26 protein-coding genes, 1 tRNA gene and 1 pseudogene are annotated in these 25803 nt (G+C 36.8%); 6 read left to right on the forward strand and 22 right to left on the reverse strand.

What is annotated here, in order from left to right:
- Window positions 1-322: 322 nt before the first annotated feature.
- The 4 genes from LLA01S_RS04725 to LLA01S_RS04740 all read right to left on the reverse strand — a co-directional run bounded on the left by LLA01S_RS04725 (window position 323) and on the right by LLA01S_RS04740 (window position 3524).
- Window positions 323-1486: an MFS transporter gene (locus tag LLA01S_RS04725; RefSeq protein ID WP_061777925.1), complete on the reverse strand. Its 1164-nt coding sequence runs from the start codon at window positions 1484-1486 to the stop codon at window positions 323-325.
- 122 nt (window positions 1487-1608) lie between these two features.
- Window positions 1609-1929 carry a SugE family quaternary ammonium compound efflux SMR transporter gene (locus tag LLA01S_RS04730; protein ID WP_032950703.1) on the reverse strand — a complete coding sequence of 107 codons (321 nt, stop codon included), beginning with the start codon at window positions 1927-1929 and terminating at the stop codon, window positions 1609-1611.
- Window positions 1930-2114: 185 nt separating this feature from the next.
- The gene (locus tag LLA01S_RS04735) at window positions 2115-2945 is read right to left on the reverse strand and encodes a hypothetical protein (protein WP_231099809.1); all 831 of its coding nucleotides are present in this window, start codon (window positions 2943-2945) and stop codon (window positions 2115-2117) included.
- A gap of 120 nt (window positions 2946-3065) precedes the next feature.
- Entirely contained in the window at window positions 3066-3524 is a 459-nt protein-coding gene (locus tag LLA01S_RS04740; protein WP_011675171.1) for a hypothetical protein, read from the reverse strand.
- A gap of 140 nt (window positions 3525-3664) precedes the next feature.
- On the opposite strand from LLA01S_RS04740, the gene LLA01S_RS04745 reads away from it, so the two are divergent.
- Window positions 3665-4600 (forward strand): alpha/beta hydrolase, encoded by a 936-nt coding sequence (locus LLA01S_RS04745; RefSeq protein WP_061777926.1) that lies wholly within the window; start codon window positions 3665-3667, stop codon window positions 4598-4600.
- Between the two features lie 84 nt (window positions 4601-4684).
- Window positions 4685-4770, forward strand: a tRNA-Leu gene (locus tag LLA01S_RS04750).
- A 109-nt stretch (window positions 4771-4879) separates the two neighbouring features.
- Here LLA01S_RS04750 and LLA01S_RS04755 read toward each other — a convergent pair.
- A complete protein-coding gene (locus tag LLA01S_RS04755) occupies window positions 4880-5167 on the reverse strand; it encodes a serine hydroxymethyltransferase (protein WP_011675169.1) in 288 nt (95 codons plus the stop codon).
- Window positions 5168-5272: 105 nt separating this feature from the next.
- Between LLA01S_RS04755 and LLA01S_RS04760 the strand changes: the two genes are divergently transcribed.
- Window positions 5273-5572, forward strand: a complete 300-nt coding sequence (locus tag LLA01S_RS04760) for a YbaB/EbfC family nucleoid-associated protein (RefSeq protein ID WP_011675168.1) — start codon at window positions 5273-5275, stop codon at window positions 5570-5572.
- Between the two features lie 89 nt (window positions 5573-5661).
- Here LLA01S_RS04760 and LLA01S_RS04765 read toward each other — a convergent pair whose 3' ends face one another.
- The 5 genes from LLA01S_RS04765 to secA all read right to left on the reverse strand — a co-directional run bounded on the left by LLA01S_RS04765 (window position 5662) and on the right by secA (window position 12154).
- Complete coding sequence (locus LLA01S_RS04765) at window positions 5662-5970, reverse strand: hypothetical protein (RefSeq protein WP_011675167.1); 309 nt, start codon at window positions 5968-5970, stop codon at window positions 5662-5664.
- Window positions 5971-6144: 174 nt separating this feature from the next.
- Window positions 6145-7872, reverse strand: a complete 1728-nt coding sequence (ptsP, locus tag LLA01S_RS04770; protein ID WP_011675166.1) for a phosphoenolpyruvate--protein phosphotransferase — start codon at window positions 7870-7872, stop codon at window positions 6145-6147.
- 2 nt (window positions 7873-7874) lie between these two features.
- A complete protein-coding gene (locus tag LLA01S_RS04775) occupies window positions 7875-8141 on the reverse strand; it encodes a phosphocarrier protein HPr (protein WP_011834224.1) in 267 nt (88 codons plus the stop codon).
- A 248-nt stretch (window positions 8142-8389) separates the two neighbouring features.
- Window positions 8390-9427 (reverse strand): 3-deoxy-7-phosphoheptulonate synthase, encoded by a 1038-nt coding sequence (locus tag LLA01S_RS04780; RefSeq protein WP_011834223.1) that lies wholly within the window; start codon window positions 9425-9427, stop codon window positions 8390-8392.
- Window positions 9428-9556: 129 nt separating this feature from the next.
- Window positions 9557-12154, reverse strand: a complete 2598-nt coding sequence (gene secA, locus LLA01S_RS04785) for a preprotein translocase subunit SecA (protein ID WP_011834222.1) — start codon at window positions 12152-12154, stop codon at window positions 9557-9559.
- 174 nt (window positions 12155-12328) lie between these two features.
- On the opposite strand from secA, the gene LLA01S_RS04790 reads away from it, so the two are divergent.
- Together LLA01S_RS04790 and LLA01S_RS04795 are read left to right on the forward strand one after the other, a co-directional pair.
- Entirely contained in the window at window positions 12329-12973 is a 645-nt protein-coding gene (locus LLA01S_RS04790) for an FMN-dependent NADH-azoreductase (protein ID WP_021213370.1), read from the forward strand.
- A gap of 166 nt (window positions 12974-13139) precedes the next feature.
- Window positions 13140-13649 (forward strand): MarR family transcriptional regulator, encoded by a 510-nt coding sequence (locus LLA01S_RS04795; RefSeq protein ID WP_011675162.1) that lies wholly within the window; start codon window positions 13140-13142, stop codon window positions 13647-13649.
- A 30-nt stretch (window positions 13650-13679) separates the two neighbouring features.
- On the opposite strand, the gene LLA01S_RS04800 is transcribed toward LLA01S_RS04795, so the two are convergent.
- The 6 genes from LLA01S_RS04800 to dtd all read right to left on the reverse strand — a co-directional run bounded on the left by LLA01S_RS04800 (window position 13680) and on the right by dtd (window position 18099).
- Window positions 13680-14321 carry a lysophospholipid acyltransferase family protein gene (locus LLA01S_RS04800; protein WP_011675161.1) on the reverse strand — a complete coding sequence of 214 codons (642 nt, stop codon included), beginning with the start codon at window positions 14319-14321 and terminating at the stop codon, window positions 13680-13682.
- A 169-nt stretch (window positions 14322-14490) separates the two neighbouring features.
- Window positions 14491-15888, reverse strand: coding sequence for a branched-chain amino acid permease BcaP (bcaP, locus tag LLA01S_RS04805; protein ID WP_011675160.1), 1398 nt, complete (start codon window positions 15886-15888; stop codon window positions 14491-14493).
- 133 nt (window positions 15889-16021) lie between these two features.
- A complete protein-coding gene (locus LLA01S_RS04810) occupies window positions 16022-16645 on the reverse strand; it encodes an HAD family hydrolase (RefSeq protein ID WP_011675159.1) in 624 nt (207 codons plus the stop codon).
- A gap of 2 nt (window positions 16646-16647) precedes the next feature.
- Entirely contained in the window at window positions 16648-16995 is a 348-nt protein-coding gene (locus LLA01S_RS13060) for a hypothetical protein (RefSeq protein WP_228764395.1), read from the reverse strand.
- 11 nt (window positions 16996-17006) lie between these two features.
- Complete coding sequence (locus tag LLA01S_RS13065; protein ID WP_232035084.1) at window positions 17007-17651, reverse strand: TMEM175 family protein; 645 nt, start codon at window positions 17649-17651, stop codon at window positions 17007-17009.
- Window positions 17644-18099: a D-aminoacyl-tRNA deacylase gene (gene dtd / locus LLA01S_RS04820; protein WP_011675157.1), complete on the reverse strand. Its 456-nt coding sequence runs from the start codon at window positions 18097-18099 to the stop codon at window positions 17644-17646. The genes LLA01S_RS13065 and dtd overlap by 8 nt, the downstream gene beginning before the upstream one ends.
- 259 nt (window positions 18100-18358) lie before the next feature.
- Between dtd and LLA01S_RS04825 the strand changes: the two are divergent.
- Window positions 18359-19294 (forward strand): annotated as a pseudogene (locus tag LLA01S_RS04825) (glycosyltransferase family 2 protein).
- A gap of 14 nt (window positions 19295-19308) precedes the next feature.
- On the opposite strand, the gene LLA01S_RS04830 reads toward LLA01S_RS04825, so the two are convergent.
- The 6 genes from LLA01S_RS04830 to LLA01S_RS04855 all read right to left on the reverse strand — a co-directional run bounded on the left by LLA01S_RS04830 (window position 19309) and on the right by LLA01S_RS04855 (window position 25771).
- Window positions 19309-21531, reverse strand: a complete 2223-nt coding sequence (locus LLA01S_RS04830) for a RelA/SpoT family protein (RefSeq protein ID WP_011675156.1) — start codon at window positions 21529-21531, stop codon at window positions 19309-19311.
- Between the two features lie 200 nt (window positions 21532-21731).
- The gene (locus LLA01S_RS04835; RefSeq protein WP_061777927.1) at window positions 21732-22688 is read right to left on the reverse strand and encodes a polysaccharide deacetylase family protein; all 957 of its coding nucleotides are present in this window, start codon (window positions 22686-22688) and stop codon (window positions 21732-21734) included.
- 29 nt (window positions 22689-22717) lie between these two features.
- Entirely contained in the window at window positions 22718-23470 is a 753-nt protein-coding gene (locus LLA01S_RS04840; protein ID WP_011675154.1) for a 16S rRNA (uracil(1498)-N(3))-methyltransferase, read from the reverse strand.
- A 119-nt stretch (window positions 23471-23589) separates the two neighbouring features.
- Window positions 23590-24543 carry a 50S ribosomal protein L11 methyltransferase gene (prmA, locus tag LLA01S_RS04845; RefSeq protein WP_011675153.1) on the reverse strand — a complete coding sequence of 318 codons (954 nt, stop codon included), beginning with the start codon at window positions 24541-24543 and terminating at the stop codon, window positions 23590-23592.
- A 12-nt stretch (window positions 24544-24555) separates the two neighbouring features.
- On the reverse strand, window positions 24556-25044 hold the full coding sequence (locus tag LLA01S_RS04850; RefSeq protein WP_014571840.1) for a YdeI/OmpD-associated family protein: 489 nt from the start codon (window positions 25042-25044) through the stop codon (window positions 24556-24558).
- Window positions 25031-25771, reverse strand: coding sequence for a class I SAM-dependent methyltransferase (locus LLA01S_RS04855; RefSeq protein ID WP_011675151.1), 741 nt, complete (start codon window positions 25769-25771; stop codon window positions 25031-25033). Before LLA01S_RS04855 ends, LLA01S_RS04850 begins: the two co-directional genes overlap by 14 nt.
- Window positions 25772-25803 lie beyond the last annotated feature (32 nt).

Here is a 25803-nt window from a genome sequence, read left to right on the forward strand (position 1 = left end):
CAACAATTGATAATTTCATATTATTTTATTCTCATTTTCTTAGATATTAATACTGAGGATAGTCTATATTAATCATTTTTTCTCATTTAAAATAGAATCTTCCCATCCTTTGCTGATATTAGTATAGTTTATGTACCCTTAAAAATCAACAGAATTTCTGCTTTTCGGATTACCTTATTACCTTTTATTGTAATCCTACTTTTATTTAATAATAATAAAAAAATGTAATGAAGTTTTTTAATGTTTTATAATTTCTCTAGAAGTCTTGAATATAAAGAAAAAAGCCTACGAATGACCGTAGACTTTCTATCTGAAAAGTGATTTAAGCTTTACCCCAATTTTTTCTATTTAAGAATAATGATAAAAATCCTGTTCCAAGTAAAATAATCGCAGAGATATAGTAAGGGAATAGATGATTAATATCAAACATATATCCTGCAGCCATTGGCCCTAAGATATTACCAAAGCTTGTAAAGGCCGAATTTAAACCATTAATTGCTCCCTGACGATTTCCAGCATGTTTCGATAAATAGGTCGTCACAGCTGGTCTGAACAGGTCAAAAGCTAAGAATACAACAAAGGTCGAAAGAGCCACAACTAAATTTGTTTTCGTAAATGCAATAATTGCTATAAAAATTGCACTTGCAAAGAAAGTCAGTTGAATTAGACCAAGTTCTCCGATTTTATTGACAATTGTATCAAATAAAAAGAGTTGGAAAAAGAGGGCCAGAATACCACTTACTGTAATGACTAAAGCAATTTCCCCCATGCTAAATCCAAAGTTAATGCTTGCCATGATACTATAAATTGACTCAAAAGCTTGTAATCCAAATGATGATATCAAAATAATGATAAATAATGAGCCAAATAATGGGTTCTTGAGAATATCAAGGAATGAAACTTTTTCGGTTTCATGATTGGCTTCCATTGTCCGTTCAGGTTCTTTTAAAATCGTTATTGTTAAAATAAAACCAATAAAAGCTAAAATTGCTGCAACGTAGAAAGGAACACGGATACCAAAATGAGCGATGAATCCACCCACACCGGGTCCAATGATAAACCCACCACTAATTGCCGCTGATACGAGTCCCATTGCTTTAGGGCGTTCGGAAATTGTAGTCATGTCAGCCACATAAGCTGTAACTGATGGCATCAGCATTGCCGCTGCAACGCCTCCTAAAGCTCGTGAAATATAAAAGCCTGTTTTCGCTTGCGCCAGTCCAAATAAAAGTTCGGAAAAAGAAAAAATAATCATTCCGATCGCAATGAGTTTTTTACGCCCAATTTTATCAGATAAAGCACCAGCGATCGGTGAGGCAATTAACTGAGCAATGGCAAAAATAGAAATCATCATTCCCATTGTTGTCCCAGAAAAGTGCATTTGTTCTTTAAGGGTTGGCAAAACAGGAATGACTAAACCTGCACCCAAAAATACTAAGAACAGATTAGAAATTGCTAAATTCATTATGCTTTTTTTGTTTTTCATTTTTTCCTCCTCATTCAAAAATAGCAAATAGACTCAGCTATTGCTATTTCTTTTATTTTTTACCAATTCTCTTATTATATCATGAAATCTATATACTAAAAAATTAAAAGGCTGTGTCAACTTTAATGACCGCTTGTTACTTTTATTCCAATAATCCCCACAACTAAGCAGGCAATGAAAAGCCATGTTAATGGCGGAACTTTATCCTTAAATATTATAAGACCAATTAAGATAGAGCCCACTGCACCAATCCCTGTCCAAATTGGATAAGCAATCCCTAAGGGAAGCTTTTTTAGAGCTAGGGCGAGAAAGCCAAAACTAGCAACCATCCCAATGATTGTTAATAATGTAAACTTTATATTTGAAAATCTGTGGCTTAACTTCATTATTGTTGCCCAAACCACTTCAAAAATTCCTGCTATTAGTAGATATATCCAAGTCATTTTCGCCTCCTCAGCTAAAAAAAGAACGACTATCTACATTTCTTCTCAGACCTACTGAAATGCAAACAATCGTTCATACGATTTAACTCCCGGTGGAGTATTTATTCTATTTTCTTCATTCTATCACACTTTTTCAAAAAATGCTAAATAATTTTTTGAAATTTTGGAGCCTAAACTCGAACCGCTTAGTTAAGAGGGATTCCTGTTGGAATTTGAATTCCTCCCGTCGGTTGTTTTGCTCCTGGGAATGAATCCCAGTCATAACCAGCAGGTAGGTTGCAAGTTCCGTTAACTGTTACTTGGGCATTTTCTGGAATTTTTTGGCTATCTGCGATACCATTTGATTGGTAAGTGCTTGAATAGTTTTTAGCCAATATGTTCCACCAATTGAGCGCACCATTTCCAGGTTTATCTACCCAGTCTTCATATCCCACAGGAACTCCTCCTGTTTTAATATTGGTAAATACTGCATTTATTGAATCTCCTCCAAAAGCAGTCGCCCCTTGCGCACTAATCATATAGAGTGCATTTGTTTCTGTCAAACCTGTGCGATCTTGATTTAGGATGGCATTTGTCGTTGATTTCGTGGCATTAAAGCTAACTTTTTGACTACCCATCAATACTCCATCAGCAAAGAATGCTACAAGCTGACGGCTTTGATAATAAGCCAAACTGAGGTGAACTTTTTTCCCAATAGGAGCTGGTCCATAGGCAACGTATAAAGCATTTCCGCCTTCATGTACTCCTCCGCCTGCAACATTTTCTGATAAATAGACTCCTTTTCCAGCCCATTGACCATCATCTAAACCGCTTTTGGCATCATACTGAATCCCGAAGGATACATTGCTACCGTTCATATCACCTAGCATCAGTTTCCCATGATAGCCTCGTCCAGAGCCAGTAAGATTTAAATCGGCACTTACCTCTACTGTTACAGGTCCTAATTTACTGACATTTGACTCTTCCATGATATTGTCACCAAAAACGGTGCGGGCAACTCCTGGAATAGTGTACAAACGAGAAACGCCTGGCTTCCAAGAAGGTTGTGGTTTTGGACTTATCCAAGCTTCAGAGTTCCAAGCGACCGCTCCATATTTCCATCCAGAATTAAGAAGGTTCTTTTGCTCATTTGAATTTTATGTGAAGTTGTGTGAACCAGAGCTGGCATTAGGATTAAATGCAACATATACTGGAATATTCCCTCCAGAATAGAATACTGGTTGACCTTTGTTATCCCATTTCCATCCTTTTTTTACAAGTTGGTTAGCTTCATAATTACTTTTGGTGTAGTAATGATCTCCACCTTTGGCATTTGGATTGAAAACTCGATAAATTGGCGTTGATGATTTTTTGGGAGCAATCCATCCTACTCCTTCGTAAGACCAACCTGATTTGTTAACAGAATCTCGTTCAAAGGCACTACTTGTATAAAAATGCTCTCCGGTATTCTTGTTATAAAGTCGATAAATTTCTGCCTGTGTTGAGTCTGCTGAAACTTTGACCGCTCCCGTTAGCAAAATTGTCAATACTGTCAAAAATGCTATTATTCCTTTTTTCATGTTTAGCTTTTTCCACTCCTTACATTTTTCAATCATTGAAAGCTCCTTCACAAAAAATTACTTTCAGAATAAGTTTATCACAAAAACACACATTAATCTATCCACCACGAAAATTGTACGACATTATAGATTTTTTATATTGGTTTTATAACATTTTTTCATGTATAATGAAATTCATGAAAAAATCGCTAAGAAAACGAATTTGGACTATATTAATTGCTATTATATCTGTCCTTTTAATCCTTAATTTAGGGGCTACTTTATATTTTTATCAAATTGCTTGTGTCCGGAATAATCAACCAATTGGACAAGTCAAAACTTCAAGTCCTAATTATTCTCTGGTTCAAAAATTTAATAAACTACCAAAATCTACCGAAACATTGACAAATAATGATTTAAAACTTGATGCTTGGTATGTGCCAGCTGAACAAAAAACCAATAATACTGTGATTGTCGTCCATGGCTTTCGTCAGGATAAATCTGCGATGCGACATTATGGTCAACTTTTCCATGAGTTAGGCTATAATGTCTTGATGCCAGATAATCGTGGTGCCGGAAATTCACAGGGGAATTTTATTACTTTTGGCTACCATGATAAATTTGACGTGATCGCTTGGGCAAAATATTTAACTGACAAAAATCCCGAAAGTCATATCAGCCTTTATGGTCTTTCAATGGGCGCTTCTACCGTAATGATGGCCTCTAGCGAAAAGAGTTTACCATCATCAGTAAAAAATATTATCGAAGATTGTGGTTATACTAACGCTTGGGATGAAATTGTATATCAAGCCAAAGAAAGCTATAACATTCCAGCTTTCCCACTGGTTTACAGCGTTTCTCTTGAAAGCAAAATTCGACAAGGGTGGGTTTTCCAAGAAGCTAGCGCAACTAAAGCACTAGCCAAAGATAAACTTCCCATTCTCTTGATTCATGGAAGCAAAGATACATATGTTCCAACTTCAATGGTCTATGAGAACTACAAATCAGTCAAGCCCGGAACGCCCAAAGAAATGTTAGTTGTTAAAAATGCTGCTCACGCTCGGTCTTTCGAAACAAATCCCACACTCTATCGTCAAACAATTTCAAAATTTATGAAGACTTATAATCCGTAATTTATTGACTTTTATATCAGTGATTTATGAGTTTTTTCTTGACAGAAGAAGGCGAAAAATGGTATTATATTTAGGTACTGTTTTGCGGTGGTGGCGGAATTGGCAGACGCGCAGGATTAAGGATCCTGTCGGGAATTTTCTTGGTGCGGGTTCAAGTCCCGCCCACCGCACTAATATTAACTCAGCTAAGGCTGAGTTTTTTTATTTTCTAAAATTATGTACTGACCCACCCTTAGTAATTCAAAAAGTGATTTTACAATAATAAAATCACTTTTTTATTCATTTTTTGGTTTGATAATTTAAAAAGCCATGAGTTGTCCCTCCTGTTGATGGGCCTACCAACATCCTTTTACGCGCTTCTTCTGTAAATTGGTTCACCACTGGAGAATTGGGAATATACATCAATTCTTTTAAGAGTTCACTCATTTCGCTATCAAAATTTTTACCTAATTCAATGCGCTTTTTAGCATCAATAAAATACTCGCGTTCTTTCGGACTGACCGTTTGCTCTAACACAACTTGATAAATCAAATTAAGTAGTTCTTCTTGGTTTTTAGTAAGTTTCATTTCTTTCTCCTTTGTTAGCTTATTTTTTTTATTATCTTTTTTATGGTAAAATAGTAAGGTGTTGAAAGCCTTTCAACAAAATTTCTAAAAGAGGTATACATTTCCATGATGAATATGCAATCAATGATGAAACAAGCACAAAAACTTCAAAAACAAATGCAAGTTTCACAAGAAGAAATTGCCAATACAACTTTTGTTGGTAAATCTGCTCAAGACCTTGTAACGGTTGAATTTTCTGGTGATCGCACCTTGAAATCTCTTAACATTAATCCAGATGTTATTGACCCTGAAGATCCTGAAACTTTACAAGATATGGTTACTGATGCGGTTAATGATGCACTTAGTCAAATTGAAAAAGTTACAGAACAAAAACTCGGAAAATTCACTAAAGGATTACCATTTTAATCCTTTCTATAAGTTACTGACAGAATTGTCAGAGTCTCTCTATAAACTCTCAGAGTACAAAGAGACTCGACTTTTCATCAGTAATTTTTTTATTGTCCAAAAGGCAGTGTCAGCAACCAAAAAGTGGTCAATAAAAGAAGGATAATATTGAAAATCAGGGTAGTTACTCTCAATTTTGACCAGTAGATGCCACTCTTACTGACAGAGCGTTGAATAATATTAGGAAGAGCCATAATAAGAGGAAGCACAAAAATATTCAAGACTGAACCGCTTGTTTCTTTACTCGTCAGAATTATCCAGAAATTCAGCTTAATTTGCTGGGGTAAAATTAAGAGAAGTATTAAACAAAAGATTAATTCTCCAATTAGCCAATAATCAAAAAAATTTAGCTTTTTCATAAAACTCCTTATCCACTTATTATTATACTCTTTTCAAATTCATTTGATAGAAAAAAACTTATCCCCGTGGATAAGTTTTTTTACTTCTAAAAAATCTATTATAGCTAAACAGACTATTTTTAAAAAAACCTGTCATTAATTGACAGGCTTATCATTCGAAACTAATTGAAAATATTATTTAGTATATTCTTCAACGAGGGCAATAACTTCTTCCATTGTTGCACATTCGCTCAAAGCTTTGCTAGACAATTCTTCCATTTTCTTAGAATCCAAACGTTTCATAAGTGAACGTGTTTGGAGTACTGATGTTGCTGACATTGAGAATTCGTCAAGCCCCATACCCATAAGCAATGGTACAGCAGTTTGGTCGCCGGCCATTTCACCACACATACCAGCCCATTTACCTTCAGCGTGAGCTGCTTTGATTACATTGTTAATCAAACGAAGGATTGATGGATTGTAAGGTTGATAAAGGTAAGAAACTTGCTCATTCATACGGTCTGCAGCCATTGTATATTGGATGAGGTCGTTTGTACCAATTGAGAAGAAATCAACTTCTTTTGCAAATTGGTCTGCAAGCATTGCTGCTGCTGGAATTTCAATCATGATACCAACTTCGATACCTTCTGCGACTGGAACACCTTCTGCAATCAATTTAGCTTTTTCTTCATCATAAATCTTTTTAGCTGCACGGAACTCAGTTACGAGAGCAACCATTGGGAACATGATACGAAGTTGTCCGTGTACAGAAGCACGCAAGAGCGCACGCAATTGTGTACGGAACATTCCGTCACCAGCTGTTGAAAGGCTGATACGAAGTGCACGCCATCCGAGGAATGGGTTCATTTCTTTAGGAAGATCAAAGTAAGGCAATGTTTTGTCACCACCGATGTCCATTGTACGGACAACAACTGGTTTACCATTCATTCCTTCAAGTACAGCTTTGTAAGCTTCGTATTGGTCATCTTCTGTTGGGAAATCTTGTGCATCCATGTACAAGAATTCTGTACGATAAAGACCAACTGCTTCAGCACCATTATCGTTAACACCTTCAACGTCTTTAGGTGTACCGATATTAGCAGCAAGCTCATAATGACGTCCATCAGCTGTAACAGTTTCAGCGTCTTTAAGAGCAGCCCATTCTGCTTTTTGAGCAGCATAAGCGTCACCAGCTTTATGGAATTCGCTTTGTTGTTCAGCAGATGGGTCAAGAATTACTTCACCTGTCAATCCTGAAACAGCCAAAAGTTGACCTTCAGAAACAAGTTCAGTGATATTATTTGTTCCAAGAACTGCTGGAATTTCCAAAGTACGAGCCATAATTGCAGAGTGAGAAGTACGTCCACCAATGTTAGTAACAAAGGCTTTTACGAATTTCTTGTCCAATTGAGCTGTATCAGATGGTGTCAAATCTTCAGCAACGATGATTACTTCTTCATCGATGAGTGCTGGACTTGGCAATTTAACGCCAAGAAGGTGAGCTAAAACACGTTTTGTAACGTCTTTAATATCAGCTGCACGTTCTTGCATATAAGCATTGTCAGTCATTCCTTCAAAGATACCGATAAACATATCAGTTACTTCTTTAAGAGCTGATTCAGCGTTAACTTTTTTGTCATTGATTACTGCTTTGATTTGAGCAGTCATATCTGGGTCAGCAAGGACCATCATATGAGCGTCAAATACAGATGCTGCTTCTTCACCAAGGGTTGTTACTGCTTTGTCCTTAATAAGTTGAAGCTCGCTTTGCGATGTAGCAAGTGCTGCATCAAGGCGAGCTTCTTCATTAGCTGTATCAGCAATTGTCTTTGTTTCAAAAGACAAATCTGGTTGGACAAGCAAGTATGCCTTAGCTACTGCTACACCTGATGATGCGGCGATACCTTTAAGCATAGTTGTCATGATTATTCTGCGAGTCCTTCTTTAGTCATTGTTTCAGCGATTGTTGCGATTGCGTCGTCAGCATCTGCACCTTCAGCTGAAATAGTAACGTCAGCGCCTTGACCAACACCGAGTGACATAACACCCATGATTGATTTAAGGTTTACTGATTTACCTTTGTATTCCAAAGTGATTTCTGATGTGAATTTTGAAGCTGTTTGCACAAGCAATGTAGCTGGACGTGCATGGATACCAGTTTCTGCAACGATGTGGAATTCTTTAGATGCCATTTTTATGGTTCTCCTTAGATGTTTTTTCATTTTTATTGACGATATCTAAAATATCTATCACTCTTGATATTGTACCACAAAACGAAAGGGTTTGCAATATCTGCTGTTAAATTTTCAAGTTTTTTTTCAGGGCTACTTTTGAAGCCTTACTACTATCCGCTTCATTTCCTGATCAAATTAATATTTTTTAAACTACTTTTATACTCTTTAAAATTTAAAAAAACTGTCAGTTTTGACAGCTTTTAATTTTATTTATTTTTACTTTCAGCTTCGTAAATTTCTTGAACGAGCGCTTCTGTTTTATCCCAACCTAAACATGGATCGGTAATTGATTTACCAAAAACTTCTGGCTTATCTTGACGACCATCTTCAAGATATGATTCAATCATAAAGCCACGAACGTTTTGGCGGATTTTATCATCCCAATCACGATTGACCAATGTTTGACGGACAATACGGATTTGTTCCATGAATTTTTTACCTGAATTATCATGATTTGTGTCAATGAGAATGAAAGGATTTTTCAAGCCCATTTTTTCATAAATCTCAATTGTTTCAAGCAAGTTATCTGTATAGTAGTTTGGATGGTATTTGCCATTTTCATCTTGTCCACCGCGCAAAATTGCATGTGCCAGTGGATTTCCTGAAGTTTGAACTTCTGCACGACCAAAAAGGAAATCTTGTGATTGTTGCGCAGCATAGATACCGTTGAACATTACTTTTAGGTTTCCTGAAGTTGGATTTTTCAATCCCGTTGGAACATCAATTCCAGAAGCTACAAAACGGTGTTGTTGATTTTCCACAGAACGTGCACCAATCGCATGGTAGCTGACCAAATCATCAACCATTGGCAGATTTTCTGGGTAAAGCATTTCATCAGCAGTTGTCAAACCAGTTTCAGTGATAACTTTGTAATGCAAGTCGCGAACCATTTTGATTCCATTGATTAAGTCAGTATGACCATCCGCATCAGGTTCGTGAATCAACCCTTTATAGCCATCTCCATTTGTACGAGGTTTAGCAGTATAGACACGCATTACCATAAAAATCTTGTCTTTGACTGCTTCTTGAAGTTTGGCTAAACGACGAGCATATTCCAATACTGCTTCTTCATTATCAGACGAACAAGGTCCGATAATCAAAAGCAAACGGTCATCTTCGCCTTTGATAATTGCTTCAAGTTCTTTATCTCGAAGCATCTTTTTTTCTTGTTGCTCACTATTGAGATGACCCAACATCTTAATGGCATCAATATTTATCTTAGGACTTATTTCTTTAAAAGTCATTCTAATTCCTCGTATTTCGCTTTGTTATTTTATCTATTGTATCAAAATTTTAATTAATTCTACATTTATTTGCGTCCATTATTGATAAAAAAATTTACTGACAAAGTTGTCAGTAAATTAATTGGCCTTTTAGGCAATGTGTGTACGTCCATGACAATTTTTAAACTTCTTACCAGAGCCGCATGGGCAAGGGTCATTACGTCCAACATTTTCAAATGAAATTTCTTCACTGACCGAAGTGTCAGGGCCGACATTTGTAATGTTTTCTTGTGAAGCTGTCGTTGTCATTCTTGGCGCTTCCTGACGGATTGCCGTTTGTGGTTGAATTTGTGCTTTCATCATCAAACGAGTGACTTCAAATTCAATCGCACCAATCATATTATTGTACATTTTATATGATTCTTCTTGATACTCAACAATCGGATTATTTTGGGCATAACCACGAAGTCCGACTGATTGACGCATTTGGTCAAGAGCATCAATATGTTCTGACCAGTTATTATCAACCACACGCAAGATAACCGCACGTTGGAATTCTAACTGACGTTCTGGGTCAGCTAATTTTTCCATCTGTGAAGCATAACGACTTTTGACTTTATCAAAAATCAAATCTTTCATTGCTTGTCCTGACAGACCAGTCAATTCAGATAATTCAATTGCCTCTTCTGGCAACATTGTGTTTTGCACTGTTTGTAAGAGATCTTTGACTGTTTCTTCGTCTTTAAGATTCCCTGCAAGTTCATGACCATCAACCTGACGGTCAATTGTCCGTTTGAACATTCCCATCAAAACAGGAGTCATATCTTCTTTAGTCAAGATAACTTCTTGACGTTGCGCATAAATTACTTCACGTTGCTCACGGATTACGTCATCATATTGCAAGACTTGTTTCCGAGAATCATAGTTATTTCCTTCGACACGTTTTTGTGAACTTTCAATCTGACGAGTAATCAACCCAGATTTGATAACAGCATCTTCACCAGAAATACGCATTCTATCTAGGAAAGCTGAAACACGTTCAGAACCAAAACGTTTCATTAATTCATCTTCAAGAGAGAGATAGAATTGTGAAACCCCTGGGTCACCTTGACGTCCAGAACGACCACGCAATTGGTTATCAATACGACGAGATTCATGACGTTCGGTACCAATAACAGCAAGTCCGCGGAATTCAGGATCTGCATGATCAATTACACCAGGACCAAGCTTGATATCAGTCCCACGACCGGCCATGTTGGTCGCAATCGTTACTGCTCCTTGTTGACCCGCATTCATGATGATTTGTGCTTCACGGAAGTGATTTTTCGCGTTCAAAACTTCATGAGGAATTTTCGCTTCAACCAACTTCTTAGAAATCAATTCTGAAGTTTCTACAGCAACAGTACCAATCAAAATCGGTTGACCTTCAGCATGACGACGTTTAATATCATCAATAACTGCTTTAAATTTAGCTTCCAAAGTTGGGTAAAGCAAATCTGGATGGTCTAAACGTTGAACTGGACGGTTGGTTGGAATTGGTGTGATTTGAATATTATAAATCTCACGGAATTCTTCTTCTTCTGTTTTAGCCGTACCTGTCATCCCTGACAATTTTTTATACATCCGGAAGTAGTTTTGGATGGTAATTGAAGCCATTGTTTTTGATTCATCTTGAATTGGCACAGCTTCTTTAGCTTCAATTGCTTGGTGAAGACCATCAGAATAACGACGACCAGGCATCGTACGTCCTGTAAATTGGTCAATAATCAAGACTTCTTGATTCTCATCAACCATATAGTCAATGTCATGAAGCATGATAAAGTTGGCACGCAAAGCATTGTCAACAAAGTGAGTCAAGGCAACATTTTCCATATCATAAAGATTTTCGATTTGGAAGAATTTTTCAGCCTTATCAATTCCTTCTTCAGTTAAAGAAATTGTTTTTGATTGTAAGTCAATCTTGTAATCATCGCCCTCTTCGTAATCAGAAGTTGCAACGTTCAAGTTTTGACCTTTTAAAGTCTTAGTAAATTGGTCAGCGCGATAGTAAAGTGCTGATGAACTTTCGGCTTGTCCAGAAATAATCAAAGGAGTCCGAGCTTCATCGACCAAAATTGAGTCTACTTCATCGACAAGTGCATAGTTAAGTGGTTTTTGAACCATATCTTCAGCACGAGTAACCATATTATCTCGAAGATAGTCAAAGCCAAGCTCAGCTGATGTTGAATAAGTAATATCACAGTTATAAGCTTCACGTTTTTCTTCTGGTGATTTTGAGTTCAAGTTCAAACCAACAGTTAAACCGAGCCAACTATAAAGCTCACCCATTTCAGTCATATCACGAGTTGCCAAGTATTCATTGACAGTAACAACGTGAACCCCTTTGCCTGATAAAGCATTAAGATAAACAGGCATTGTTGCAGTCAAGGTTTTACCTTCACCAGTACGCATTTCAGGAACGTCCCCATTATGCAAGACAATCCCACCCATGATTTGAACATGGAAAGGATACAATCCAAGCACACGACGAGCTGCTTCACGACAAACGGCAAAAGCTTCATAGAGGAGGTCATCAAGACTTTCTCCTTTTGCAATACGTTCTTTCAATTCTGGAGTTTTGGCTTTTAACTGCTCATCTGTCAAGTGTTCCATTTCATCAGCGAAACTTTCAACTTGGAGCGCCATTTTATTGAGTTTTTTGAGCTCTTTTTTGTCGTTTTCGACAAGTTTTCTAATAATATTTGGCATATTTTCTCTTTCACATAAATAAGTGGATATTACAATTAATTGTAACACTTTTACATAGCTTTTACAAACTGAAATACCACAAAACACTCGATTTTTAATTCGGTTTAATGTTGACAAGCAACAAAATTAAGTCTATAATGTTGTTTGTCAACAAAAAAAGAAAGAAGAAATAAAATGACAACATTACTCATCGTCTTAGCCCACCCACACACTGATGATTTCAGTTGGTCTCTTGCTACAACTGAAAAATTCAAAGAAGCTTACCGCCAAACAAACACTTCTGATAAAATAATCATTCGCGATTTATTTGCAGAAAAAGTACCAGCTCTTGATAACGAAACTTTTGCAGCTTGGAAGCGTAATAAATATACTCCCGATTTACTTAATGAGGCTGACAAAAATTTACTCCATCGTCATGAAGAATATTTAGAAGAATTTCTGTCAGCTGATAAATATGTTTTCGTCAATCCTATGTACAATGGCTTTGTCACTGCTGAATTGAAACAATATATCGATGTCATTGCCGTACCTAGAAAGCTTTTCCGTTATACTGAAAATGGTCCGATTGGTTTACTTGAAGGAAAAAAATCACTTCATATCCAATCCGCTGGCGGTTTTTATCATAATGAACAAGATCCAACCCATATGGCGAATGATTTAGGAGCTGCCTATATTGACCAAACAATGAAAATGGTGGGAATTACTGACGAAAATCGCAAGCAACTCTTCGTAGAAGGATATGCTCGCTATCCAGAACGTTCTGCTGAATTGAAAGAGAAAGCGTTCACTAATGCAGAAAAAATTGGACAAAGTTTCTGAGACCTCACTTTCTTATCTAAATATCCCTCACCTCTTTCATTAGACTTTTTACTCGCTCGTTAAAGTGGTTTTGCAAACCATCATCGGTCTTCTTTGGTCAGCCAAAATCAGCCCTAGGAAATCTATTTCGTATGGCTGGCTGTGATATAATATAAGAATGGATAAAATGAACTCAGCAAACTTGGACAAAAAAATTTCAAAGGAATTGCATGAACTGCGTCATGCAACTGACAATCGCTCTCAAGAAAGAAAATGGATTTTAGAGCAAGTAAATGATGACAAACTAGAAAAAGAAGTTTTGACTCTGTCAGTTGTCGCTCTTCACATTTTATCGGCCCTAACCAAAAAAGATTTAACTGGTATTGAATTAGCTACAAAATTATCAGTCACTCGTGGGGGAGTGACCCGTGCTGTTCAAAATTTAATAAAACATCAGTTTCTAACAACTTATCAAGCGGATAATGATAAAAAGAAAATTTACTACCATATCACAACTAAAGGCTTAAAAGTGGCAAGTATCCATGATAAGATGCACAAAATCATGGATTTAAAGCTTGGACAAATTTTTGATAAATACAACGAAAATGAAAAATCAATCATTTTAAATTTTCTGTCTGATTTCAATCTAACAGAAGGACAAATTTTTGATTCGACGCAGACTGATAAAAAACTCTAGCAAAATATTTTGCTAGAGTTTTTTATTTTTTTATTTTGCTTCGTAATGAAAATCAGGGTTTAATTCTTTATCAAGTTCAGCAAAAGCAACTTCCATTCGGCGGTTAACTTCGGCAATTCCCTCTTCATTCATCTTTTTGATATCTGAAATATCAATGGGGTGACCAACATTAATGGCAACTTTTTGACGTTTGAAAATTCCTTTCATTGTCAGAGGTCCTTGATAAACGGCTGGTACGATACGAACTTTTGCCATTTTAGCAATGACCGCAACGCCACCTTTCATTTCGGCACTATGACGGCTACCTGAAGGGAACATAATCATTGATTTATCTGATTCTTTAAGCATCTTAACGGCATGTTTTAAGGGTTTAGTCCCTGGGTTTTCACGGTCAACCGGAAAAGCACCACACATTTTAATCCACCAACCGCCAAATCCTTTAAACAATTCTTTTTTGGCCATGAAAATAAATTGTTTTGGACGAGTCGCAAAAGCAAACCATACTGGCTCCCAAGCCATTCGGTGGGGGGCGACTAATATATAATTTTCATCTTTAGGAATCCGGTCGATATTGTAATATTTACTTTTTCCATTAAAAATGAAAAGTAAAAAGGCGACAAGATTGCGTAAAAAGACATAGAAGATTCGATGTTGTTTTTCATATTCTTTCATTTTAGATAGTTTACTCCTCATATCATAAGTTGCTGATAACTTCCCTATTTTAACTTATTTTAGCTATTTTAGCAATTTTTGTCAGCTCCAAAATAATGACAAAAAAATGGTCTCAAAAATTTTGAAACCATTTTTTGTAATCTCTAAGTTAATTTTTTTATTTTTCGTCTTATTTCTTTTTGCGACGATTTCCATAAGCAAAATAAATCGCAATTCCAATAAGGAACCAAATTCCAGAATAAAGTTTGGCTTGAACATCCAGTCCCCAAAAGACAAATAATGACCCAATAAAACCAAGAGCTGGTAGTACTGGATAAAAAGGCATTTTATAAGTTGCTTCTGGTAAATCTTTTCCTTGACGACGACGGAGCGAATAAATTCCAAGAGTTACAAACATGAAGGCAATCAAAGTTCCGGCTGAGATAAGTTGAGCAAGAAAAGCAAAGGGGAAGAATGCCCCGATGACAATAGCAACAATGGCTAAGGTCCACACACCATTTGCTGGAAGATTTCGAGCATTCATTTTACCTAAACCTTTAGGCAAAAGTCCATCGCGTCCAAAAGCATAAAGCAAACGTGAACCTGCAAGGACCATTCCCAAAAGAGCGATAAACATTCCGGCAAGTGCAATCGCTGTGACAACTTCTGATAAAACAGAATAACCTGATTGTTGAAGGGCCCAACCAACTGGCGCTGCATTTCCTGCATAGGCTGAGTAAGGATGCATCCCTACAAGTACCAAGGTTACTGCTGCAAATAGAACAACAGCAATGAGGAGTGAGCCAATAATTCCACGAGGCATTGTTTTTTGGGGATTTTTAGCTTCCGCTGAATTGGCGGCAATTGAATCAAAACCAATATAGGCCAAGAAAATCATCGACACCCCAGACCAAATCCCCGAGAAGCCACCAAAACCTGTTTTCGGATTGTGTGGCGGAATAAATGGATGGTAATTTGCTGGCTTAATGACCGTAATCCCAACAATGATGAAAGCAATAACCGCTGCCACTTTGAGCACAACAAGAATTTGACTGATTCGTCCAGCATCAGATGCTCCACGAAAGACAATAATTGCCGAGAGCAAAATGACCAAAAGTGAAATAATATCAACGATTCCACCGTCTGTACCGAAAGGGTTGGCCAATACTTTTGGCAGATGGAAACCAAGTGGGGCCAGCAATTGCTGAAGATTTGCTGAGAAACCTGAGCCAACAAAGGCAACAGCAATAAAATATTCCGCAAGCAAAGCCCAACCAGCAATCCAACCAAAACCTTCGCCAAATAAGACCGAAATCCAAGAATAGGCTGAACCAGCAAAGGGCATTACTGTTGACATTTCAGCATAAGCCAAGGCCACAAAACCAGCGACCAAAGCGGCAAGTAGATAAGAAAAGACAACCCCTGGGCCCGCAAATTGAGCGGCAACTTGTCCTGGCAAGGTAAAGATAGAAGTTGAAATAATTGTTCCAACACCTAGTGCAAGAAAATCACGTGTGGTTAGTACCTGATTATAATGTTTATCTGCATCACGATAAAGCTCAAAATCTGCTTTTCTCATAAATCCCATAATAAATCCTCATTTTTCTGAATTTGTAACTAAATAATTTCAATAAACTGTATTTTACCGAATTGTCAGACAATTGTCAAGAATTAACTTTATGTAGTATAAAATTTTTTTCAAAAAAATACTGACAGATTCGTCAGTAAATTATTTTATTAAAATCAATTTCTGTCAGTACTTCTGGTGCTTTCAGATGATAAGTTTTTAGACCTGCTGCCTGTGCTCCTAAGATATTGTCCGCATTGTCATCAATAAATAAAGTTTCATCAGCCTTTAAATTGGACTGACGGAGAACCTCGTGAAAACTTTCAACTGTTGGTTTTCTTAAATGTAATTCATGTGAATAATAGGCTTTTGTAAAATAAGTTGCTAAAGGCTGACCCATTTGTTCGATACAACGTTGCTCAAAACATTTAGCATGAATAGCGTTGGTATTTGAGAAAAGATAAAGTGAAAAATCTGCTGACAAGTCTGTCAGTAAATTCATTCGTTCTTTTTGAAAATCTTTTAGAATTAAATTCCAATTTTCTTCAATTACTTCGTCTGTAAGCTGGCTTTTAGTCGCTTTTCTAAACTCATCGTAGAAAACGTCTGGTGATATAAGTCCTAATTCTAGTTCTTCAAAAAAATCAACTTGTTTTTGTGGATTAAAGTAGCTAGAAAAATCCTTGACGCCAAGTTGCTCAAAAGAATTAATCATTCGCGTAAAACCTAAATCTAAAATTACGCCACCCAAATCAAATATAATATTTTTTACAGTCATTATTAACCTTCTTTCAAATAGGGAACACCGATAGAACGTGTCGCAGCATAAACTTCTTCTTCCTGATTTCGGTCATTGACCATGCGGAATAAAAAGTTAAAAACCGGAACAATCACAAAGAGCCAATGACCATAAAATGGAAAAATAATGGCAATTATCATGATTGCAATATTCATTAGAATTGTTGAAAATAGTCGGATTGTCCAGACACGACGCCAAAATTTAAAAGATTTTGGCATCTTACGAAAATGATCTTTAGTAATCGAATAACTTAAAAGCTCTTGCTGAAGTAAAATTACAATCAAAACCAAACCAAAATTAAAAGCACTAAATGAAGTTGGAGCAACCATAATCCACTTGGTCAAAAGTGGGATGAGTGAAAGTAAGCCGATAAAGATAAAATCTTGAACAATGATTTTTCCGTAATTTCTTCTGTCAGTGCAAAAATCTTGTGACGATTGAACCAAAAATTAGCAGTAACAACAAAACTCACCAGAAAAATACCGGCAGAACTCAGAAATCCCCAATAACCTTGATTACCAGAAGGCACTGGAATTTCAAGAAGCATAATTGTAATGATGACCGCAATAATTCCGTCAGCAAATGCTTCAATGTGATGACGTAATTTTTGTTTTCTGAGTTTTTCATCCTCTAAAGCATGCCTGGTCATTGATTCTTGCAATTCCTCACTGGTCATTTTTGCATATTGAGGATGCGTATTGAGAAACTCTTCTTTAAGTTCTTCACGCGCTTGAATCATCTCCGGATTGCTTTGCATTTCCTCAATTTTTCGTTTCTGACGCTCAGTCATCTTTTTATTTTGCTGTTTTCTGGCCTGTTCTTTTGAATAATCTTCATCAAGCGATTGAATAATATTATTTTGCCAAATTTCCCCCACTTGGTCAGACTGCTCAGATTTTTTTAAGTTTTGAAAAGTTTTGGTTTTACTGACAGAGCGAGCAGGAGCTTGTTTTTTAACTCTACTCTTTTGCAATCTTTTAGGCATTTTTTCTAGCTTCTTTCGTATCTAAAATAATCGTGACAGGGCCATCATTTATCAATTCAACTTGCATGTCTGCACCAAAAACACCTGCTTTAACTGGCACAATCTGAGCTAAACTGTCATTGAATTTTTCATACATTGCTTTAGCAAAATAAGGTTTTCCTGCCGCAGAAAAGCTCGGACGGTTACCTTTTTTAGTTTCCGCATACAAAGTAAACTGAGAAATTGATAATATTTCTCCTTGAATATCTTGAACAGAGAGATTCATTTTATCAGCTTCATCTGAAAAGATTCTCATTTGAGCAATTTTACGCACCGCATAGTCCAAATCAAAATTGCTGTCAGCATCTTCAACTCCAACAAAAAGCAAAAAACCCTGATTAATCTTTTCTTTAATTTTTCCATCAATACTGACAGAAGCTGACTTTACTCGTTGAATTACTATTTTCATAATACTTAATGTTTCACTCCTATGTTAATCTCTTTACTGACAGTATAGCATAAAAAAGCTATTTTATTTACCTGAGTTTAATCGATTTTTTAAGTCAATCCTCTATTTTTCATAAACCACCTTGCCAATAAAAAAAATGCTCACCTAGTCAATAAGATAGCAAGAATCCTTGACATCATAGCACTCTTTAGGTATTATCATTAATAGATATAAGACTTTTTAAAGATTAATAAACTACAAGAATAATTAAGGAAAAAAAATGGAAGAATTAGCTATTGTTGTCCCCGTCTATAATGAACAAGAAACGATTGAACTTTTCGTCCGAGAGGTAAACAAAAAAACAGAAAACCTTGAAATTAAAAAAAATTTTTACTTTGTAAATGACGGTTCTAGTGACCAAACTCTTCCTTTATTAAAAAAAATAGCAAGACAAAATGATAATATCAACTATATTAGCTTCTCAAGAAATTTTGGGAAGGAAGCAGCTTTACTCGCAGGACTGCAAGCCACTAAAGAATCCCTTATCACTGTCATGGATGTTGATTTACAAGATCCGCCAGAACTTCTCGTCCCTATGTATCATAAGCTAAAAGAAGGCTACGATGCAGTGGGTGCCCGTCGCATTTCTCGCAAAGGTGAAGCCTTAATTGTCTCCCTTTTTTCGAACCTTTTTTATAAAATTATTAATAAAGTTTCTACCACGCCAATCGTTGAAGGGGCACGAGATTTTCGCTTAATTACTCGGCAATTTGTCGATAGTATTTTAGAGCTAAGAGAAAGCAATCGCTTTTCAAAGGGCTTATTCTCTTGGGTAGATTATAAAGTCACCTATTTAGAATATGAAAATCATGAATGAAGTGCTGGGCAGACTTCTTGGTCTTTTAGACAACTTCTTAGTTATTCTATTGATGGGATTATAAACTTTTCCGAAACACCTCTCAATATCGCAACTTTTGTTGGTTTTATCAGTTTTTTAGCTTCCGTCCTACTCAGTATCTTTTATCTTCTTAAAACACTAATTTTTGGCGACCCCGTTCAGGGCTTTCCGACCCTCATTGTCCTGATTTTACTTTTAGGGGGCTTACAGTTACTTTCCTTAGGAATTATAGGTAAATACATTGCTAAAATTTTTCTTGAAACTAAAAGACGTCCCAATTACATTATTAAAGAATCCAATATAAAAGAGCTTGACTAAGTCAAGCTCTTTTTTTAAGCATTTGTCCGTTTTACCGAATAAACATCAGGAGTCATTTTGATTTTATCAACAATCAAAGTTAAATCTGATAAATTTTTAATCCCTAAAGCGATATGAATATTCGCCATTTTTTTATCTTTTGTTGGTTGAGCATTTATCGAAATCAAATTTTTAGTCGAATTTGATAAAACTTGCATCACATCATTGAGCAATCCTGGACGATTAAATCCATAGACATCAATATTAGCAACATATTCTTTGACCAAGTTCTCTGAATCATCCCATTCAACTTCAACAAGTCTTTGTTCAAAGTCTTCCATACTGCGCACATTTTGACAATCCGCCCTGTGAACAGAAACGCCTCGACCTTTTGTAATATATCCAACAATCTGGTCACCCGGAACTGGATTACAACATTTGGCAATCCGAACAAGTAGACTATCAATACCAGAAACGCTAACACCCCCGTCGTGGCGGATTTTCATGATATTTTTACTTGATTCGCGTTTAACTTCACCCTTCATCAGCTCTTCAGCTTCAGCTTTTTGTTTAGCTCTCTCAGCTTCACGGCGTTCATTTTCAGTTAAACGATTAGCAATCGTTGTCGCTGAAAGTTCACCAAAACCAATTGCCGCGTACAAAGCTTCGGCATTGCGATAACTAATCTTATTGAAAACTTCATCAAGGTGTTTTTTATCTAAATACTGATTTGGAACAAAGCCAGCTTCTTCCAAAGCTTCTTGCAACATTTCACGGCCTTTATTAACCGACAATTCTTTGTCTTGGTTTTTAAAGAATTGCTTAATTTTATTTCGAGCCTTATTGGTTTTAACTAAATTAATCCAATCACGACTTGGTCCAAAAGAGCTTGAGCTGGTAATAATTTCAACTCGGTCCCCTGTTTTTAATTGAACAGATAAAGGTTTCATACGTCCATTTACTTTAGCACCCGTCGCATGATCTCCAACTTTAGTGTGAATCGCATAAGCAAAGTCAATTGGACCAGAGCCTCTAGGGAGTTCTTGGACTTCACCATTCGGAGTAAAGACATAAATCTTGTCTGATAAGATATCTTCTTGAACTGCTTTAACAAAATCTTCGGCTGAGTCGCCAGCTTCTTCGCGCAATTCGACTAATTCATGAATCCAATTCAATGTTTCTGAGATTTCATGAACATCAACTTTTGATTTAATTCCTTGTTTGTAAGCCCAGTGAGCGGCAACCCCATATTCCGCAATTTGGTGCATTTCCCGCGTTCTAATCTGGAATTCCATTGGCCCTTTTGGTCCATAAACTGTCGTATGGACAGATTGATAGCCATTGGCTTTCGGATTGGCAATATAATCTTTAAAACGTCCTGGCATTGGCTTCCAGAGGTCATGAATATATCCCAAAGTTGTATAAACATCGCTTGTTGTTTCAGTGATACAGCGAATAGCAATCAAGTCATAGATTTCATCAAAGCGTTTTTTCTTATCGTGCATTTTACGATAAATAGAATAAATATGCTTCGGACGTCCATAAATTTCGGCATCCACTCCTGCTTTTTCCACACGTTCTTGTAATTTCCCAATCACTTCCGTAACGAGCGCTTCGCGAGCAGTCCGTTTTTCATTCATAAGACCACGAATGCGATAAAATTCCGCTTCTTCAAGATAACGGAAGGATAAATCTTCTAATTCCCACTTAATACTGGCAATCCCTAAACGATGAGCAAGGGGGGCATAGATTTCCATTGTTTCACGTGAAATCCGTTTTTGTTTATCTGGACGAAGATGTTTAAGCGTACGCATATTATGCAAACGGTCGGCCAGTTTAACCAAAATAACACGGATATCCTTGGACATAGCCATTAGCATCTTCCGATGGTTCTCTGCCAATTGTTCTTCGTGTGACTTATACTCAACTTTACCTAACTTGGTAACACCATCTACTATTTCAGCAATTTCATCGCCAAATAACTCTTGCAGGTCACCCTGAGTAAAATTAGTATCTTCAACGACATCATGCAAAAAACCACAGGAAACGGTAACGGCATCCAGTTTTAATTTGGCTAATATTCCTGCAACTTGGGTAGGATGAACAAAATAGGCTTCGCCAGAAGCACGATATTGGTCGGCATGGGCAAGTGAAGCACAGGCAAGTGCTTTTTCTACGAGTAAAAGGTCAGTTTCATTCATGTATTCAGAGCAGATATTGACAACTTCTGCTCCGGTTAAGACTGGTTCTGAAGGCATAGCTTGATATACTAGACCATTTTAAAAATAAACTTTAAAATGGTGGCCAGTTTTCCTCCTTATTGGATTAATATATTATCTCATCAAATTTTATAAGTTAAGGTTGATTTCACTTAATTTAATCTATTCTATCACATTTGCAAGTTAAGCAAAAGGATGACTCTTAAAAATATAAAGATAAAACTCCGATTATTCGGAGTTTATTTATTTTTTTCATTATAATCAGTCGCTGGTTGAATCATTTGCATCATTTCTTCAGCAGTGGTGCTACTCATCATTCTAAAGCGTGGCAGTGTTAATAGACCATCACTTTCTTTGGCCGCTTGGGCGACAACACCATTACGTCCTGGATCAAGAAGTCCAAATTTATAGCCTAATTCAGTTGATAAGCTTAGGGTATTTTGGTTGTAGCCACCGGCTGGATAACAAATCATATTGGTTTGCTGGTTCAGATTTTTGTCAAGGTCAGCTTTTGATTGTTCTAGCTCCGTTCGTTGGTCCTCTAAAGTTTGCGTTCCTAAATCAGGATGACTGACTGTATGACTTCCAAAGTCAACAAGTCCGCTTGCTTTCATTTCTTTGATTTGCTCCCAACTCAAAATTCCTCCTTGAGCTTTATTCACAAATCCTGTGATAATGAAATTCGTAGCATGCATATTATATTTTTTCAGTAATGGGAAAATATCAGTATACATGGTCACTGAACCGTCATCAAAAGTAAGCCAAACCATTTTGTCACTAGGTTTTTCTTTGGTCGTCAGAATTTTTTGGGCATCCGTTCCACTGACTGTCGTATAACCTTGACTTTTCAGTGCTTTTAACTCCTTTTCAAAGGTAACAATATTGATGTTGTTACTATCTTGTGGCAATTGGTCAGCTCTTGAAGTGACATAATGGAACATCAAAATAGGCAATTGATTTTCGTTAGTTCCAGTGAGCCATTTTGTTTCTTTAGGTTGAGAAGAACTAGATGGGACAGTGCTTTTGGTTTTTTCTTGTCTTGAAGTTTGACTACTTTTTTGGCTAGTATTTGCTTTAGGACTTAGCAGATGAACGGCAGCAAAAGCAATTGCAATTATTCCAATTAAAAGAACGAAAACTGTGAGGACTGAAGCCCAGCGAATTCGTTTTTTGTTACTTTGTACACGTTTTTTCATAATCGATTTCCTAAAAATTTTTTCTTTATTTATAATAATTCAAAATAAGCTGATATACTTGATAAAGCGTATAAGGGAGCTGTTTCTGCTCGCAATATTCGTGGTCCTAAGCCAATCATTTTTGCCCCTAGATTCTCAAATTTTGCAATTTCATCAGGACTAATTCCACCTTCTGGCCCAAAAATAATCAGGACTTTTTGATTTGCTGACAGCTCGGTCAGTGCTTGTTTAAACATTGATGTTTCGCCCATTTTTGCCGACTCTTCATAGGCTACAAGAACCTGGTCAAAATCAGAAAATTGCTCTGTCAATCTAGAAAATTGGTCAAATAATTGAATTTTAGGAATCAATTGTCTGCGAGATTGCTCGGCGGCTCCTAGAGCAACTTTTTCCAATTTTTCTTGTTTTTTTGTCAGTTTTTTGTGGTCCCATTTACTGACAGAAGCTTTAAAAGGTGCTGACCAAATGGCTGTGGCGCCTAATTCAGTTGATTTTTCAACAATAAAATCTAATTTATCACCTTTAGGAAAACCAACTGCAACTGTGACTTGGACAGGTAATTCTGATGAATCTGTCAGTAATTCAATCAGTCTGACCGACTGGTCAGCTGGCGAAATAATTTCTGACAGGCCAATTTTCCCCTCTTCAAAAACTAAGCGTAACTGATCACCGGCCTGTGCCCGCATGACCGTAAAAATATGGTGAGCTGCTGCTTGGTTTTCAATGGTAAATTTTTCACCGATTTTTGGTAATTCTTTAAATACAAAATATTGGTTAGCCATTTTCTCTTCCAATCATCTATTTCATAAAATTCATTTCAATGAATTGTTTACTTTATTTTATCATTTGCTAAAAGATAAAGCACTCATTTCCGAGGTCCTAATATGATTTAAATGAAATTTTATCCTCCAATTACCCCTTCCCGATTTTCCGTTTTCTTGAAAATCAGACAGTTCCATTCGCCTTGAATCAAGCGTGTTTCAAGGAAAAATCCAGCATTTTCTGCTGATGCAATGACCATATCGGCTTTGTCAGCAATAATTCCTGACATAATGAGATAACCTTCTTCTTTAACCAAGCGGAAAGCATCGTCCGTCATTAAAACAAGAATATCAGCTAAAATATTGGCCACAATCACGTCCGCTTTTTTATCAATTCCTTCAAGAAGGTTGTTTGCTGACACATGAATTTTTTCATGACCAGGGTTGAGTTCAATATTTTCTAAAGCCACGCGCACAGCCACTTCATCAATATCGTAAGCAAAAATTTCTGCCGCGCCAAGATAAGTCGCTGCAACAGATAGAACTCCTGAACCCGTTCCGACGTCAAGCAGAGTTTCACCACCGCGCAAAACTTGCTCCAAAGCATAGAGTGACATTTTGGTCGTTGGATGTGTCCCAGTCCCAAAAGCCATTCCTGGATCAAGTCGAATCAATTTTTCAGAACCTGTCGCCAGGTAATCCTTCGTCCAACTTGGGACAATCGTTAAATCATGAGTGATACGTGCCGGTTCAAAATATTTTTTCCAAGCTTCTGCCCAATTTGTTTCTGACAGATTATTTGTTGTTACTGACAAACCTGTCAGTGAAAAATAATCAGCTAAATTGGCGATTTTATGTTCAATTTCGGCTTTTAATTCCACAATTGGCATATTTTCTGGATAATAAGCCGTGATGTCAACGAGTTCAGATTGCTCAATTTCGGGTAAAACTTCCCCAAATTGGTCTTCGTGATTGAGGTAATCAGCGCTGTCATTGATTTCAACACCCGCCGAACCTGCTTCTATCAGCAAAGCTGAAATAGCTTCTTCGGCTTCACGACTGATTTTTATAGTGATTGAGTTCCAGTTATTCATTTTTATTTCTTTCTATGGTTTATCCCTACCAACAAACCGATTCTTTCCCAGCAAAAAACCAATGGCCCGTGCCACATTTCGCTCGATGGCTTCATCTGTCTTCAATCTGGCGATATAGCGGTTAATTTCAAGTTGTTTAGAAGCTGTCAATTGTTCAAATACTTCTTTTGCTTCCAGATTTTTGGCTAATGCTTCGCTCAGCACTTGGGGTTGTTTGACCATTCGCGGCTCTGAATCATAAGCAATTGTAAAATCTACCAACTCACCAATTCTTTTTGGAGAATTTTTTAGCATGGTCGTATTCACATACAAACGCCAATCCCCTTTGAAAAACATGAGATTTTGCTTGTAATCCTTGCCATTAACCTGACCACAAATGGCAATGGGCGATTTTTTTCGGCCTGAATCGATAAAAATATGTTGCAAAATATCTATCGGCAGAGCCACAAAGGGATTAATGCCGATAATTTCAAGCTCGGCTTGAAATTTATAAATGGTCATCATTATTTTTCCTCAAAATCAGATGATTGAAAAACGAAATCGCCGCAAATTCAGGCTTGTCACAAACTTCCCATTCGACTTTAAACATTTTATCTGCCCAATCAGGTTCTATTTTAAACTCATTAGGCTGTAAAGCCCAGAAAGTCCGCAAACCGTAGGTTTTATGAATCTTTAGAGAACTGTCGGTAGATAATAAATCTGCCAGCTCATAATAATGAATCTTACCAAACATTTGATTGGTTTTTGACGAGCCTGTCAGTAAATCATGAGCTTCATCGAGCGCATTTTCAAAGACAATTTTCTGCATCAAGGCCCCCGCATAATTATGTTTGACAATCGAAATCAGCCCATTTTTACTGAGCAGTCTGTCAAATTCACGCAGTATTTCCGCACGTTCATCTGATGCATACTCAAAAACATTATGACATATAATGAGGTCAAAACCTTCGTCATTAAATTTTCTGAGCTCAGAAAGTCCGCCAGTAATTTGCTGATAATGATTGGTTTGCTGACGATTTTTCACCATTTCAGAATTTGGCTCAATGGCAATCACACTATTTCTGTCAGCCAAATGATTGGCATTCCAACCAAATCCTGAACCAAAATCCAAAATTTTCTTATCTGTCAGTGAAATTTCTGCTGACAGCTGCTCCCAAACCATGCGATAGTAAAGTTGCATCCAAGGGCTTTCCCACTGGTCAAAATAATTTTGCAAACTTGCTTTCATTTTTCACCTTTTCTCACTTGTCAGTCTAAAAG

The sequence above is a fragment of the Lactococcus cremoris subsp. cremoris NBRC 100676 genome (genome assembly GCF_001591705.1).
Lineage (GTDB): Bacteria > Bacillota > Bacilli > Lactobacillales > Streptococcaceae > Lactococcus > Lactococcus cremoris.